The 14,577-nt window shown below is 72.2% G+C and carries 12 protein-coding genes; 7 read left to right on the forward strand and 5 right to left on the reverse strand.

All coding sequences use genetic code 11. The features are described from left to right. The first annotated feature begins 148 nt into the window (after positions 1-148). Positions 149-940 (forward strand): dioxygenase, encoded by a 792-nt coding sequence (locus tag ACIHCM_RS34085; RefSeq protein WP_399904735.1) that lies wholly within the window; start codon positions 149-151, stop codon positions 938-940. 81 nt (positions 941-1,021) lie between these two features. Here the strand turns inward: ACIHCM_RS34085 and ACIHCM_RS34090 are convergent, their stop codons facing one another. Continuing rightward, a complete protein-coding gene (locus ACIHCM_RS34090; protein WP_399904738.1) occupies positions 1,022-1,540 on the reverse strand; it encodes a GNAT family N-acetyltransferase in 519 nt (172 codons plus the stop codon). Between the two features lie 182 nt (positions 1,541-1,722). On the opposite strand from ACIHCM_RS34090, the gene ACIHCM_RS34095 reads away from it, so the two are divergent. Together ACIHCM_RS34095 and ACIHCM_RS34100 are read left to right on the forward strand one after the other, a co-directional pair. Further along, complete coding sequence (locus ACIHCM_RS34095; protein ID WP_399904742.1) at positions 1,723-2,721, forward strand: RNA polymerase sigma factor RpoD/SigA; 999 nt, start codon at positions 1,723-1,725, stop codon at positions 2,719-2,721. A 570-nt stretch (positions 2,722-3,291) separates the two neighbouring features. Then, positions 3,292-3,918, forward strand: coding sequence for a TetR/AcrR family transcriptional regulator (locus ACIHCM_RS34100; protein WP_399904904.1), 627 nt, complete (start codon positions 3,292-3,294; stop codon positions 3,916-3,918). A 28-nt stretch (positions 3,919-3,946) separates the two neighbouring features. Here the strand turns inward: ACIHCM_RS34100 and ACIHCM_RS34105 are convergent, their stop codons facing one another. Then, complete coding sequence (locus ACIHCM_RS34105; RefSeq protein ID WP_399904745.1) at positions 3,947-4,909, reverse strand: helix-turn-helix transcriptional regulator; 963 nt, start codon at positions 4,907-4,909, stop codon at positions 3,947-3,949. 233 nt (positions 4,910-5,142) lie between these two features. Between ACIHCM_RS34105 and ACIHCM_RS34110 the strand changes: the two genes are divergently transcribed. The 4 genes from ACIHCM_RS34110 to ACIHCM_RS34125 all read left to right on the forward strand — a co-directional run bounded on the left by ACIHCM_RS34110 (position 5,143) and on the right by ACIHCM_RS34125 (position 10,926). Next, positions 5,143-6,633, forward strand: coding sequence for an MFS transporter (locus tag ACIHCM_RS34110; RefSeq protein WP_399904747.1), 1,491 nt, complete (start codon positions 5,143-5,145; stop codon positions 6,631-6,633). Positions 6,634-6,870: 237 nt separating this feature from the next. After that, positions 6,871-7,632, forward strand: coding sequence for a DeoR/GlpR family DNA-binding transcription regulator (locus ACIHCM_RS34115; RefSeq protein ID WP_399904750.1), 762 nt, complete (start codon positions 6,871-6,873; stop codon positions 7,630-7,632). Further along, the gene (gene pfkB / locus ACIHCM_RS34120) at positions 7,629-8,576 is read left to right on the forward strand and encodes a 1-phosphofructokinase (protein WP_399904753.1); all 948 of its coding nucleotides are present in this window, start codon (positions 7,629-7,631) and stop codon (positions 8,574-8,576) included. The genes ACIHCM_RS34115 and pfkB overlap by 4 nt, the downstream gene beginning before the upstream one ends. Before the next feature lie 169 nt (positions 8,577-8,745). Further along, entirely contained in the window at positions 8,746-10,926 is a 2,181-nt protein-coding gene (locus ACIHCM_RS34125) for a fructose-specific PTS transporter subunit EIIC (RefSeq protein WP_399904756.1), read from the forward strand. Between the two features lie 242 nt (positions 10,927-11,168). Here ACIHCM_RS34125 and ACIHCM_RS34130 read toward each other — a convergent pair whose 3' ends face one another. From ACIHCM_RS34130 to ACIHCM_RS34140, 3 genes are all read right to left on the reverse strand, one after another. Then, the gene (locus tag ACIHCM_RS34130; RefSeq protein WP_399904759.1) at positions 11,169-11,915 is read right to left on the reverse strand and encodes a DUF6227 family protein; all 747 of its coding nucleotides are present in this window, start codon (positions 11,913-11,915) and stop codon (positions 11,169-11,171) included. Positions 11,916-12,135: 220 nt separating this feature from the next. Next, positions 12,136-13,356, reverse strand: coding sequence for an Ig-like domain-containing protein (locus ACIHCM_RS34135; protein ID WP_399904762.1), 1,221 nt, complete (start codon positions 13,354-13,356; stop codon positions 12,136-12,138). Between the two features lie 173 nt (positions 13,357-13,529). After that, entirely contained in the window at positions 13,530-14,558 is a 1,029-nt protein-coding gene (locus ACIHCM_RS34140) for a P1 family peptidase (RefSeq protein ID WP_399904765.1), read from the reverse strand. Positions 14,559-14,577: the final 19 nt, after the last annotated feature.

Consider the following 14,577-nt stretch of genomic DNA (forward strand, 5'->3'; position numbering starts at 1 on the left):
GGAGTCACTCTACGAGGCTCTTCTTGAAACTTAAACAAATGCAGCGTAAGATCCCGCATAAAGATTGAGAGTTAAAGCACTCGGGAGCTCGTCAGCTCTTCGGGCGTTCGTTGGCCGGTCGTCAGGTCAGCCGGAGGGAGCCGCCGTCATGTTCGCCGCCGCTCAGGAGCGCATGCCTGCCCTGTACCTCAGTCACGGCGCCCCACCGCTGGCCGACGACCCGATCTGGCCCGGTGAGCTCGCCGCCTGGTCCACCGGGCTGCCCCGCCCGCGCGCGGTCCTCATCGTCTCCGCCCACTGGGAGGAGGCCCCGCTGGCCCTCGGTGCCACCCGGACCGTCCCCCTCGAATACGACTTCTGGGGCTTCCCCGAGCACTACTACCAGGTCCGGTACGAGGCTCCCGGCGCCCCCGAGCTCGCCGAGTCCGTACGCAAGTTGCTGCGCGCGCCCGGCACGCCGGTGCAGGACGTGCCGGACCGGGGCCTGGACCATGGCGCGTACGTCCCGCTGGCCGAGATGTATCCCGAGGCCGACATCCCCGTCCTCCAGGTCTCCATGCCGACTCTCGACCCGGTGCGGCTGATGGAGATCGGCCGCCGGCTGGCCCCGCTGCGCGACGAAGGGGTGCTCATCGTCGGCTCCGGCTTCTTCACGCACAACCTCGCCGCGCTGCGGCACCCCGGCGGGGGAGTGCCCGGCTGGTCGGCCGAGTTCGACGACTGGGGCCGGCAGGCGCTGGCGTCCGCAGACGTGGACGCGCTGCTCGACTTCACCCACACGTCCCCGGCCGGACGGCTCGCCCATCCGCGCACCGAACACTTCGCACCACTCTTCGTGACCATGGGCGCGGCGGACGCGACGGGAGAGCTGAGGGAACAGAAGTCCGTGATCGACGGGTTCTGGATGGGGCTGGCGAAGAGGTCGGTGCAGTTCGGATGAGCTGCGGGGATTGAGGCGGCGTTTTCGAGGTACTGGCCTGAACCGCAAGCTCTCCGTACGGCTGGAGGGCTTGCGCGTCCGTCACAGGGCCTTCTCGTACCAGGCCACGTCCCAGTAGCGGCCGAACTTGCGGCCGACCTCGCGGTACGTGCCGACGTAGCGGAAGCCGAAGCGCTCGTGCAGCCGGGTGGACGCCTCGTTCGGCTGGGCGATGCCGGCGTAGGCGCGGTGCAGGTCTTCGCCGGACAGGGCGTCGAACAGGGCCCGGTACAGAAGTGTGCCGATGCCGCGGCGGCCGGCGTGCGGCGCGACGTAGACCGTGACCTCCACGGAGGTGGAGTACGCGGGCTTGGCGCGGTACGGGCCGGATGTGGCGTACCCCAGGATTTCCTGGGAGTGCGCGTCCGTGGCAACCATCAGGCGGTGCGGCCCGTCTACCGGATGGGAGAGCAGCCAAGGGCGGCGCTCCTCCGGAGTGAAGACGGCCGTGTCGAATGTGATGGGCGTCTCACCTACATAGTGGTTGTAGAGGTCGGTGAGGGCCGCGAGATCACCCTCGACTCCCGGTCTGACCTGCACCTCTGTGTGCCCCGTCGGCATCGGGCCTCCTCGTGTGGCCGGACAGGGTACTGCATGATCAGAAAAATCGAGGGGTGGGTTGGGAATTCTGTCCGGATTCCAGTCGTTGTTTCCATCGGATGCAGGGCACCCGAGCAGTGACCGGACAGGGTGCTGAGCGTCCTAAGGACCACCCGCTGACCTCACATCGCAAGGGAGCACGCATGGCAACCCGTGCCGTCGCCCGTCGTACGTCCGCCGCCGGCGAGACCGTCGACGCGGCCAGCAGTGTTCGCGCCCATGGCGGCGAGATCGCGGACCGCGATCTGGTCGGCATGTATCTGGACGAGATCGCGCGCACACCGCTGCTCGACGCCGCCAAGGAGGTCGAGCTGTCCCAGACCATCGAAGCGGGTGTGTTCGCGCGGCAGGTCCTCGACGGGTACGAGGAGTCGAAGGCGGACGCCACCCGTGAGGAGCTGGAGGCCCTGGTCGCCGCGGGCGAGCGGGCCAAGGATGTCTTCATCCGCTCCAACCTCCGCCTGGTCGTAGCGGTCGCCCGGCGCTACCCGCGCAGTGGCCTGCCGCTGCTGGACCTGATCCAGGAGGGCAACGCCGGCCTGGTGCGCGCGGTCGAGAAGTTCGACTACCGCAAGGGCTTCAAGTTCTCGACGTACGCCACCTGGTGGATCCGCCAGGCGATCACGCGCTCCATAGCCGACCAGTCGCGCACCATCCGGCTGCCCGTCCACCTGGTCGAGGAGCTGGGCCGGATCCGGCGCGTGCAGCGCGAGTTCAACCGCGAGCACGGGCGTGACCCGGAGCCCGCGGAGATCGCCACCGAGCTCGGTTCGACGCCGGAGCGTGTCACCGACGTCCTGGACTGGGCGCGCGACCCCGTCTCGCTGAACATGTCGGTGGACGACGAGGGCGAGACGCAGTTCGGCGACCTGCTGGAGGACACTTCGGCGGTCAGCCCCGAGCAGTCCGTGATGACCCTGCTGCGCAGCGAGGAGCTGGACGACCTGATCGGCCGTCTCGACCAGCGCACGGCCTCCATCATCAAGATGCGGTACGGCATCGAGGACGGCCGGGAGCGGACCCTGACCGAGGTCGGCAAGGAGCACGGCCTGACGCGTGAGCGCATCCGCCAGATCGAGAAGCACGCCCTGCTGGAGCTGAAGAAGCTGGCACGTCAGACCGGCTTCGACGCCGCGGCATGAGGCTCGCCCCAGGTGCCGCACGGAGATCGTTCCGGGGGCGTACGCCGGGGGGCGAAGGCCCGCGCGAACATGGCTGTGTAACGCCGCTTCAAAAGGCCCGTCCCGGGAACAAGACTTCAGGGCACGGGAGTTCGGGCCCGAGGGAGACACCCCCGGGCACCGGCGGCCCCCACGGTCCCACCCACGGCACCGCCCGTGACCAGCACCTGCCGCACGACACACCGCAAGCCACGTCCCGACGCACTCCCCCCGGCGCCGGGACTGCCCCGAGCCGGGCTTCGGCGCCTTCCCCCGGGCGCCGGGGCCCGGCTCCTGCCTGTGGTGGGCGTGCTTCCGCTTGTTTGTGGCGTGTACGCCGTGGTCGATGGCGGCGCGCATAGCTGGGCCCGTCGGTGGGCATGTCAGGGCGGCGGGGCACCCCGTACCTGAACACCGGGGTGGCCCGCCGGAATGGCAGATTGTGCCACATGGGCATAGCCTGCCGACGTGAGCAGCACCACCCCAGCAGAGCACCCCCGGTCCTCGTCGCCGTCCGCCTCCCTGACGGAGCGCCGCAAGGCGGAGACCCGGATGGAGATCGCCCGCGCGGCGGCGGGCCTCTTCGTTCGGCAAGGGCTGCGGGCCACCCGCGCCGAGGACATCGCCCAGGCGGCGGGCATCGCGCCGCGCACGTTCTACCGCTATTTCGCCTCCAAGGAGGAGGCCGTCGCCCCCCTCTACGCGGCCGGAGGGCGGCGCTGGGTGGAGGCGGTCGGCGCGGCTCCCGCCGGACTGTCCGTCCCGCAGGCTCTCGAACACGCGGTACGGCACACGCTGACGCCGGGGGCGGGGGTCTCGGCGGCGTCGTGGGAGTGGGTGCGGACGCTGATCCGCATGGCCGACGCGAGCCCGGCGCTGCGAAGGGTCTGGGCGGAGGTGTGCCGGGCCTCGGAGGACACGCTGGTGGCGGCGCTGGTGGGGAGGACATCGGTGATCACTCAGGGTGACGACAACGTTGCCGGAAGCGTCACGCCGGAGCTGCGCTTCACGGCGGCCGTCGCGAGCGCGGCGGTGCGGGTCGCCGTGGAGGCCTGGGCTGCCGGATCCGCTCCGCCGACGGGACCGGAGGGACCGGCGGAGCTGGCGCTCCGGAATCTGGGGGCGTTGCGGGACTTTCGGTGGGGAGAGGGCCGGGGCGGGGCCGAAGGGCGGGACTGAAGGGGCGTGAGCTGCCCTACTCCCCGCCTCACCCCGCCGCCCGGCTGAGCCGGCCCCCCAGTTCCCGCACGTACGCCACGAGGGCTCCCGGCTCACGCACCGTGAACTCGCATCCCAGCATCGCCAGCCGCACCGCCACCCACTCCAGCGGGTCGGCCGTGCTGCCCCGCAGCCCGCACCTGGCCTCGCCGAGCGGCTCGGGCGCCCCCAGCCACCCCCGCAGGCGGGGCGCCACGACGTCGGCGGGTGCCTCGAACGTGACCTCGACCTCGTACGTCTCCTGCTGACGCCGGATCGACTGCCGCAGGTACTCCGCCGCACTCCCCGTCGGCAGCTCCCGTGGGGTGAACCGCGCGCCGGTCGCGAACGGCTCGCTCACCCTGTCGACGCGGAACGTGCGCCAGTCTTCGCGGCCGAGGTCGTAGGCGACGAGGTACCAGCGGCGCCCGGTGGACACCAGCCGGTACGGCTCGGTCAGGCGCCGCGACTCGCTGCCGTCCCCGGTGCGGTACGCGAACCGCAGCCGCTCGTGGCCGGCCACCGTCGACGCCATGACAGTCAGTGTCTCCGGTGCGATCGACGCCCCGTCGCCGCTGGTCAGAGCGGTGGTCGCGGTTTGCAGCGTCGCCACCCGGTGCCGTAGCCGGCTCGGCAGCACCTGTTCCAGCTTGGCCAGCGCCCTCACGGACGCCTCGTCCACGCCTTCCAGCGCGTGCCCCGCCCCGGCCCGCAGGCCCACCGCGATCGCGACCGCCTCCTCGTCGTCGAGGACGAGGGGCGGCATGGCCTTGCCCGCGACGAGCCGGTAGCCGCCGTCCGCGCCCTTGGACGCCTGCACGGGATAGCCCAGCTCCCGCAGCCGGTCCACGTCCCGCCGCACCGTGCGCCGGGAGACGCCGAGCCGGTCGGCGAGCTCCCCGCCGGGCCATTCGCGGGGCGTCTGGAGGAGGGAGAGCAACTGAAGGAGCCGAGCCGGGGTGTCCGTCGTCATGAGTCCGAGCATGCCGCAGAAGTAGGACACGATCTGACCTATTGCGGACCTAGTTTGCGGTCATGACCTCCACCGAGACCCCTCCGCCCCGGCCTGCCGTGCCGTCCGGCCCTTCCGGCCTCTCCGGCCCTTCCGGCCTCTCCGACCCTTCCGTGTCGTCCGGCCCGTCCGCGCCGTCCGACCAGCCCGCATCGTCTGCCACGTCCGCCACGTCCGCCACATCAGCCACGTCCATGGCTCCGATACCGGATCGCCGTCGCTGGTTCGCGCTCGCGATCGTGATGACCGCCGCCTTCATGGACCTCGTCGACGTGACCATCGTGAACATCGCGATCCCGTCGATCCAGCGCGACGAGGGCGCCACCTTCAGCCAGATCCAGTGGATCACCGCCGGCTACGCGCTCGCCTTCGCCGCGGGCCTGATCACCGGCGGCCGCCTCGGCGACATCCACGGCCGCAAACGGGTCTTCCTCATCGGTATCGGCGGCTTCACCCTCGCGTCCGCGCTGTGTGGACTGGCCGCGAACCCGGAGATGCTGGTCGCCTCCCGCATCCTGCAGGGCGCGATGGCGGCGCTCATGGTGCCGCAGGTCCTGGCGATCGTGCACGCGACCTTCCCGGCGCACGAGCGCGGCAAGGTCTTCGGCCTGTTCGGCGCGGTCGTCGGGCTCGGCGCGGTCTCCGGCCCGCTGCTCGGCGCCCTGCTGACCGAGTGGAACCTCTTCGGCCTCGAATGGCGCCCGATCTTCCTGATCAACCTCCCGGTCGGCATCGCGGGCCTGACCCTGGGCCGCCGCTTCATCACCGAGTCCAGGGCGCCGTACGCGCTGAAGCTGGACCTTGTCGGCGTCGTCCTGGTCACGCTGGGCCTGCTCATGCTGCTCTACCCGCTCACCCGAGGCCGTGAGCTGGGCTGGCCGCTGTGGGGATACGTCTCGATGGGCGGCTCGCTGGCTGTGTTCGGGGCGCTGGTGGCGTACGAGCGGCGCAAGGCGGCGCGGGACGGCTCCCCGCTGATCGAGCTGTCGCTGTTCCGGGTCAAGAGCTTCGCCGCGGGTATCGCCGTGCAGGCAGTCTTCGGGATCGCGCTCGGGGTCTTCTTCCTGGTCTGGACGCTGTACATGCAGATCGGGCTCGGCTGGAGCGCGCTGCGGGCCGGGCTGACCGGGGTGCCGTTCTCGATCGCCGTGGCCGTGGCGGCCGGACTGTCGGTGCAGCAGTTGGTGCCGCGCTTCGGGCGAGGCGTCCTCCAGGCGGGCGCCCTGGTGATGGCGGCCGGGCTGGGCCTGTACATCTGGGAGTCCGAGCGGTACGGCCTCGGTATCGCCTCCTGGCAGATGGCTCTGCCGCTGGTCGTGATGGGTGCGGGCATGGGCCTGATCGTCGCCCCGGTGACGGACGCGATCCTGTCCGAGGTGCCACGAGAGCACGCCGGCTCGGCGTCCGGGCTGATCAGTACGGTGCAGCAGATGGGCAACGCGCTGGGGCTGGGCCTCGTGTCCGTGGTCTTCTTCGGCGTGGTCGACGACCGGGTGGCGGAGACCGGGCAGCCGGGGCCGGCGTTCGTGGACGGCTTCCAGAACGCCGTGGGCTGGGTCGCCGCCGTGATGCTGGTGATCTTCCTGCTGATGTTCGCGCTGCCGAGGCGGCCCGCCCAGCACGCGGAGGGTGCTGGGCAGGAGCCGGTCGCGGCGGTGGAGAAGCAGCCGGAGCTGGTGCACTGAGACGGCGGCGAGCACGGTGGCGGCTGCGCGCACTGCGGCGGCTGCATTCGGGGCAGGGCCCGGCACCTCGGTGCCGGGCCCTGGCCGTGCGCCCGCGCATCTCAACTTCGTGGATCCCCGCGACCACGGACGTCCGTTCATGCCCGATTGAAGTCCGAGCCTGTTTACTTCCCGGAATTCCGGGCGTACCGTTCCTCGTGAAACCACACGTTCGGGCACAGGCGGAGGCGAACGGGCATGTACGCACCGGAGCGGCAGCAGGAGATCCTCCGGCTCGCCCGTGACGCCGGCCGGGTGGACGTCCTGTCGCTGGCCGAGGAGTTCCAGGTCACCGCCGAGACGATCCGTCGCGACCTGAAGGCACTCGACCGCGCCGGCCTCGTCCGCCGGGTGCACGGCGGAGCCATCCCGGCGGGCCGCCTGGACTTCGAGCCGGACCTCGCCGAGCGCGAGTCCACGGCCGCCGACGAGAAGGACCGCATCGCCAAGGCGGCCCTCGCCGAACTGCCCAACGAGGGGACGGTGATCCTCGACGCCGGTACGACGGTGGCCCGGCTGGCCGCAGCCATCCCGCTGGAGGCCTCGCTCACCGTCGTCACCCACAGCCTGCCGATCGCGGCCCGCCTCGCGGACCACCCGGGCATCCAGCTCCACCTCGTCGGCGGACGGGTGCGGCACCGGACCCGCGCCGCCGTGGACGCCTGGGCACTGCGCGCGTACAGCGAGATCCGGGCCGACGCCCTGTTCGTGGCGGCCAACGGCTTCTCCGCCGAACACGGCCTGACCACCCCCGACCTCGCCGAAGCCGCGGTCAAGCGCGCGGCCCTCGCGGCCGCCCGCCGCGTGGTGCTGCTCGCCGACTCCTCCAAGCACGGCCAGGAGCACTTCGCCCGCTTCGGCGACCTGGCTGACGTCGACCTGCTGGTCACCGACGACGAGCTGAGCCCCGACGACGCCGCCGCCATCGAGAGCGGCGGCACGGAAGTGGTGCGCGCATGATCCTCACCGTCACCCCCAACCCGTCCCTCGACCGCACCTACGAGGTTCCCGCCCTGGAGCGCGGCGAGGTCGTCCGCGCCACCGGCGAGCGCATGGATCCCGGCGGCAAGGGCGTGAACGTCTCGCGCGCCGTCGCGGCCTCCGGACGCCGCACGGTCGCGGTCCTGCCGCTGGGCGGGGCACCGGGGGCACTGGTCGCCGAGCTGCTCGACGCTCAGGGCATCGAGGTCGCGCCGGTCCCGGTCGCGGGCGCGACCCGTTCGAACATCGCGCTCGCGGAGGCGGACGGCGTCCTCACGAAGATCAACGCGCCGGGTCCGGAGCTGTCGGCGCAGGAGCGGGAGCTGCTCTTCGACACGGTGCGCGCGTGGTCGCGGGGCGCCGGCTGGATCGCCTGCTGCGGCAGCCTGCCCCGCGGGCTCGCGCCTTCCTGGTACGCCGAGCTGGTCGCCCGGGCACACGCCGGGGGCGCCCGGATCGCCCTGGACACCTCGGGGCGTGCGCTGCAGGAGGCGCTCCGGGAGCGGCCCGACGTGGTGAAGCCGAACGCCGAGGAACTTTCGGAGGCCGTCGGACGGCCCCTGGCGACGGTGGGCGACGCGGTGAAGGCGGCCGAGGAGTTGCGCGAGCGGGGCGCGCGTGCCGTGCTGGCGAGCCTGGGTGCCGACGGGCAGCTTCTGGTGGACGACGCGGGTGTCTGGTTCGGCACCGCGCGTGTGGAGGCCGTGCGCTCCAACGTGGGCGCCGGAGACGCCTCGCTCGCCGGCTTTCTGATCGCCGGGGGCAGCGGTCCGGATGCCCTCGCCTCCGCCGTCGCGCACGGCGCGGCAGCCGTTCAGCTGCCCGGCAGCGTGATGCCCGCGCCGGGCGACCTGGACCCGACGGCGGTGACGGTCACCGCCGACGTACCGGTCGACCGCGAGCTGAAGGAGCCGGTGTCATGAGCGTGCGTACGACGTGCCGCACGGCGTCCCCGGCATCGTCCGGTGCGCGGCCGGTCCCCTCCCTGCCGACCGCCTGCCCCGATTCCCGCCACTCCCACTCCCATCCCCACCCCCACTCCCGCCCCCGCCCACCACACCCTCGGGCGATACGCGTGCGAAGGAGCCCGCGATGAGCGACATGATCACCGCGGACCTGGTCGACCTCGACCTGTCCGCCGACACCAAGGAAGCGGCGGCACGCGCCCTCGCCGAGCGCATGGTGGCCCTGGGCCGGGTGACCGACCTGGACGGTTTCCTCGCCGACGTGGCAGCCCGCGAGGCGCAGATGCCGACCGGTCTCGACGGGGGCATAGGGATCCCGCACTGCCGCAGCGAGCACGTCACCGAGCCGACGCTGGCCTTCGGTCGCAGCGCGGCCGGGATCGACTTCGGTGCCGCGGACGGCCCCGCCGACCTGATCTTCCTGATCGCCGCGCCCGCCGGCGCCGACGACGCCCATCTCACGATCCTGTCCTCGCTGGCCCGGCAGCTGATGAACGCCGAGTTCACCGACGCCCTGCGCGAGGTGGGGGACCCCGCGGCAGCGGCGGCGCTCATCCGCGGGGACGAGACGCCGGCGGCCGCCACCGCCGGTGCGCGAGGGCCGGCCGCGGCAGCCGGCACGGCATCCGAGGCCGGCCCCGCAGACTCCGTGGCGGCGCCGGGAGCGGCCTCTCCCGGCGCCGCCACGGGTGACCCCGCCGCCGCGAGTGAGGCCGCGGACCCCGCAGCCCACTACGACGGCCCCGCCGACCCAGCCGGCGACCCCGACCGCGCACGTGACGGCGACTCCGACCGCGAAGGCGGGCGCCGGCGCCCCTTCCGTGTCGTTGCCGTCACCTCCTGCCCCACCGGCATCGCCCACACCTACATGGCGGCCGAGTCGCTGGAGAACGCGGGCCGGGAGGCCGGGGTCGAGGTCGTCGTCGAGACACAGGGCTCGGCCGGCTTCACCCGGCTCGACCCGGAGGTCATCGCGGCGGCGGACGGCGTGATCTTCGCCCACGACCTGCCCGTACGGGAGAAGGACCGGTTCGCCGGGAAACCCACCGTCGACGTCGGCGTCAAGGCCGGCATCAACCGTGCCGCCGAACTGATCACGGAGGTGCGTGGCAAGGCGGAGCGCGGCGAGGTCACCGCGGCCGCCCGCACCGGCGGAACGCCTGTCGAGCGCGCCGGTGAGCCCGGCGAGGGCTACGGCACCAGGCTCCGCAAGTGGCTGATGTCCGGCGTGAGCTACATGGTCCCGTTCGTCGCCGCGGGCGGTCTGCTCATCGCCCTGGGCTTCGCGATCGGCGGCTACCAGATCAACGAGGCCAAGTCCGTCATCGACCACTTCGACTGGGGCCAGGCCGACAGCTGGGGCGCGCTGTTCTTCCAGATCGGCGCCGCGGCCTTCGGCTTCCTCGTCCCGGTCCTCGCCGGATACATCGCCTACGGCATGGCCGACCGCCCCGGCCTCGTCCCCGGCTTCGTCGGCGGCGCGATCTCCGTGACCATCGGCGCGGGCTTCCTAGGCGGTCTGGTCGCCGGTCTCATCGCCGGCGGGGTGGTCCTCGCCATCCAGCGCATCAGCATCCCCGCGCCCCTGCGCGGCATCATGCCCGTGGTGGTGATCCCGCTGCTCTCCTCGGCGATCGTCGGGTTCCTGATGCTCGTGGTCATCGGCAAGCCCATCGCCGAGGCCCAGAAGGCCCTCACCGACTGGCTGAACGGCCTGTCCGGCGCCAACGCCGTCCTCCTCGGCGTGCTCCTCGGCCTGATGATGTGCTTCGACCTCGGCGGCCCGGTGAACAAGGTGGCCTACACCTTCGCGACGGCCGGTATCTCGGTCGCGGCCCCCAGCGACTCCGCGATGAAGATCATGGCCGCGGTGATGGCCGCCGGAATGGTGCCGCCGCTGGGCATGGCCCTGGCCACCACCGTCCGCAAGAAGCTGTTCACCGGCGCCGAGCGCGAGAACGGCAAGGCCGCCTGGGTGCTCGGCGCCTCCTTCATCTCCGAGGGCGCGATCCCGTTCGCGGCCGCCGACCCGCTGCGCGTCATCCCCTCAGCCATGGCGGGCGGCGCGGTCACCGGCGCCCTGACCATGTCGTTCGGCTCGACCCTGCGCGCCCCGCACGGCGGCATCTGGGTCACCTTCCTGATCGGCAAGCCGCTGCTGTACCTGCTGGCCATCGCGGCCGGTACGGCGGTCACGGCCGGACTGGTCATCCTCCTCAAGGGCCTGCGCAAGCCGGCCCCCGGCACGCCGGGACCCGAGCCGGTCACGGTGCCGGCGGAGGCGAAGCAGCCGGTGGCGGCGGCGTAACCGCCGACGCGTCCGCCGCGCGGCGGACACGGAGACGGAGGCACGGCCCGGGACCCGGTCAGGCCCGGACCGTGCCGCCGCATGTGGCGACCCGACTACGCGACCAGGGCGACTACGCGACCAGCACGTCAGGTGTTCGGACGGCACCCCGCCCCGCCCCGGACGGCACCCCCGCCCCCGGACGGCACCCCGCCCCGGACGCCGCGCCCACCTCGGACGGCGCCCCCGCGTCCGTAGCGCCCTCAGGACAGCTGCGCGGCCCTGCGCTCCATCGCCTGCCGGGCCGCCTCCTCCGTCGCGTACACCTCGCACATGTGCCGGCCGTCCGGTGTGGCGGTGTGCTCCACCTCCCACAGGGAGACCTCCTGCCCGTCGCCGAGCAGGAACGCGTGCTCGTAGAGCGAGAAGCCGAGCCCGGCGCGTCCCGCACGGCAGGGCCGTCCGAAGGCCTGCGTGATCTGGTGGGCGCACGCCGTGGCGAGCAGCGCGGCGGTCTCCCTCCCGGGCCGGTCCGGGTTCTCCGCCCGGCGCAGCAGCCGGCGTGCGTGGTCCGCCGAGTCGTCCGGCACGTATGCGTGCCGCGGCGTGGGGATCGAGGAGAGGTCCACCGGCACCGGCAGTTCGAAGTCCGGAGTCTGAGGCGGGAGCGGGAGCCGGGAGCCCGCGGCACGCAACTCCTCCGAGTCGACGTACACCTCGTGCTGCGGGGCGCCGCCCGGCGTGGTGTTGTGGACGAGCTCCCAGAGGGTGAGCGCCGAGCCGTCGGCGAGCAGCCAGGTGTGCCGGTACGTCTCCTGGTGCAGGCCCGCGCTGTGGTGCGCGGAGTGCAGCGAACTGTCGTGTGCCAGCGCGCTGTCGAGCCGCCCTATCGTCTCGTCGGGCAGCTCGAACGAGTTCAGAGCGCGTCCGAGCAGTCGCGCGAGGTGCTCCTCCGGAGACTCGGGCGAGTCGGGTGGTTCGTACGCTGCCGTCTCGTACGGAACGCTCAAGGCTTCTCCCGGCGTTGCTGCATGTCACCTTGTGGGTGCATACCGTAGCCCCTCGGTCGGACATCATGTCCGGGAACCGAGAAAACGTACGCCGGGAAAACGGCCGGTCCGCGCGAGAAGTTCCCACGCGATCCGACGTTCCGTCAAAGACCGCTGGTGAGGCGGCCGTCGCCCGGCTCCCGGCGTCCTGGCCGGGCGGCGGATCCGGTGCTCGCGCCGGTCAGCCGGCACTCCCTGCGGTCCACTCGCTCCACGCCATGTTCCAGCCGTTGAGCCCGTTGTCCGGCGCCACCGTGGAGTCGGCGGAGTTCTTCACCACCACGACGTCCCCGAGGAGGGAGTTGTCGTAGAACCACTTGGCCGGAGTGTCCCCCTGCCCGCCCTGGACGTCCTGGAGCCCGACACAGCCGTGGCTGGAGCCGAAGCGGCCGAAGGGCGGATCGGACGGCTTGTACCAGTAGTTGCCGTGGATGAACGTGCCGGACGTGGTCAGCCGCATCGCGTGCGGCACGTCCGGGATGTCGTACGCGTCGGCGAGGTCGACCGTACGGCTGTCCATCCGCGTCTCTGCCAGCTTCTCGGAGATCACCATCTGCCCGTTGTACGTGGTGAACTCCGGGCTGCCCGCCGAGATCGGGATCGTCCGCACGGTCCTTCCGTCGCGCACGACCGTCATGGTCTGCGTGGCGGCGTCCACCGTGGACACCTGCGAGCGCCCGACGGTGAAGGTGACCGTCTTCTTCTGCACTCCGTAGACGCCGTTCGCGCCCTCCACCCCGTCCAGGTCGATCTTCATGGTGACCTTGGAGCCGGCCTTCCAGTACTCCTGGGGCCGGAAGTCCAGCCGCTGCCCCCCGAACCAGTGCCCGGCCACCTCCTGCCCGCTGCTGGATGTGACCGTGATGCGCGACTGCACGGCCTTCCGGTCGGTGATCGCCTTGTCGAACCTGAACGAGACCGGCATCCCGACCCCGACGGTCGTCCCGTTGTCCGGCGTGTACGTCCCGATGAAGCTGTCGGCCGCCGTCACGGTGGTGAACGTGGAGTCCGCGGCGACATTCCTGCCGTCGCTGTCCTTCGCGGTCGCCGCTATCTCGTACTTCGTGCCCCGCTCCAGCTGCTCCTTCGGCTTCCAGCTGCCTCCGTCCGCCGAGATCGTCCCCGGCACGGCCTGGTCCGTGCCGGCCACCGTCATCGTCACCTCGGTCAGCTTGCCGTCGCTGACCTTCACGCCGGTCGTGTTGATGGACGCGCCGGTGGAGCCGTCCTCGGCCGAGATGACGATGCGCGCTGCCGAGTTCCTCGCCTCGCCACCGTCGCCGTCCTTGCTGTCGTCACCGGCCCTGGCGCTGCCCGTGCAGGCGGTGAGGGCGAGCGCGCCGACCATCAGGGCGGCACTGGCCACCAGCGTGCGCCGCTGTGCTGTGTCCGGCGTTGTCACGGGCTGCTCCAGGTTTGTGTGATGTGGGTGATCCGCTCCGTTCCGTGGAGAGAGAGGGGACCGGTGACCGGTGGGGTTCCCTCCGTCTGAAGGAAGGGTCATCACGTGACAGAACCGGGACAATCGCCGGACTCGACGCGGGCCGCGCGCCTGCTCCGGGCGGCGCGAGCTCCTCAACTCCCCCCGTACAGCTCCGAGTACGCGGGCCAGCCGCCGCCTTCCGTCTCGACCGGTTCGGCCGCCCGCACCGCCCGCACGATGGCGCGGGTCACCATGTCGGCGCCCGCCGCCAGGATCTCGTTCAGCGCGAGCGGCTGCGCGGAGTCGAGCCCGCGCACGCCGGTCGCCAGCGCGAAGACCGTGTCACCGTCGTGCAGCAGATGCACCGGCCGCACCGCCCGCGCGATGCCGTCGTGGGCCGTCCCCGCCAGCTTCTGCGCCTGCGCCTTCGACAGGTCCGCGTCCGTGGCGACGACCGCGAGCGTGGTGTTCAGCGGTGGCGGCGCGTTTCGCGCCGCGCTCTCGGCGAGCCGTGTCAGTGCCTCCTCGTGCACCCGCGCCTGGGGATAGAGCACCCGCCCCTGGAACAACTCCCCGTACAGAACCCCCGTCTCCGGGTCCATGACCGATCCCGCCGCGTTGGCCACCACCAGCGCGGCCACCGTGATCCCCGAGTCGAGGACGACGCTCGCGGTGCCGACCCCGCCCTTCATCACCCCTACCGCGGCACCCGTACCGGCGCCGACGCAGCCCTCCCGCACCGGCGCGCCGATCCCACTCGCCGCGGCCGCCTCGACGGCCTCCCGGCCCAGTGCGGCGTCCGGCCTGGCCCGGAAGTCGCCGCCCCGGCCCAGATCGAAGACGCACGCCGCGGGCACCACCGGCACGACGTGCGCCGGGTCCGGCCCCACGCGCACCCCCCGGCCCCGCTCCTCCAGCCAGGCCATCACGCCGGACGCCGAGTCGAGCCCGTAGGCGCTGCCGCCGGTCAGTACGACCGCCTCGGCCTTCTGCACCACGTTGCGCGGATCGAGCGCGTCGGTCTCCTTGGTGCCGGGGCCACCGCCCCGCACGTCCACCGCGGCGGTCGCCCCGCCCTCGGGTGCGAGGACGACCGTGGTGCCGGTGAGCCAGCCGTCGCCGGTGCGCGTCGCGTGCCCCACCCGCAGGCCGGTCACATCCGTCAGAGCATCAACTGTCATGGCGACCAGTCTCCTGCCC

This window comes from Streptomyces sp. NPDC052023, assembly GCF_044548465.1.
Classification (GTDB): domain Bacteria; phylum Actinomycetota; class Actinomycetes; order Streptomycetales; family Streptomycetaceae; genus Streptomyces.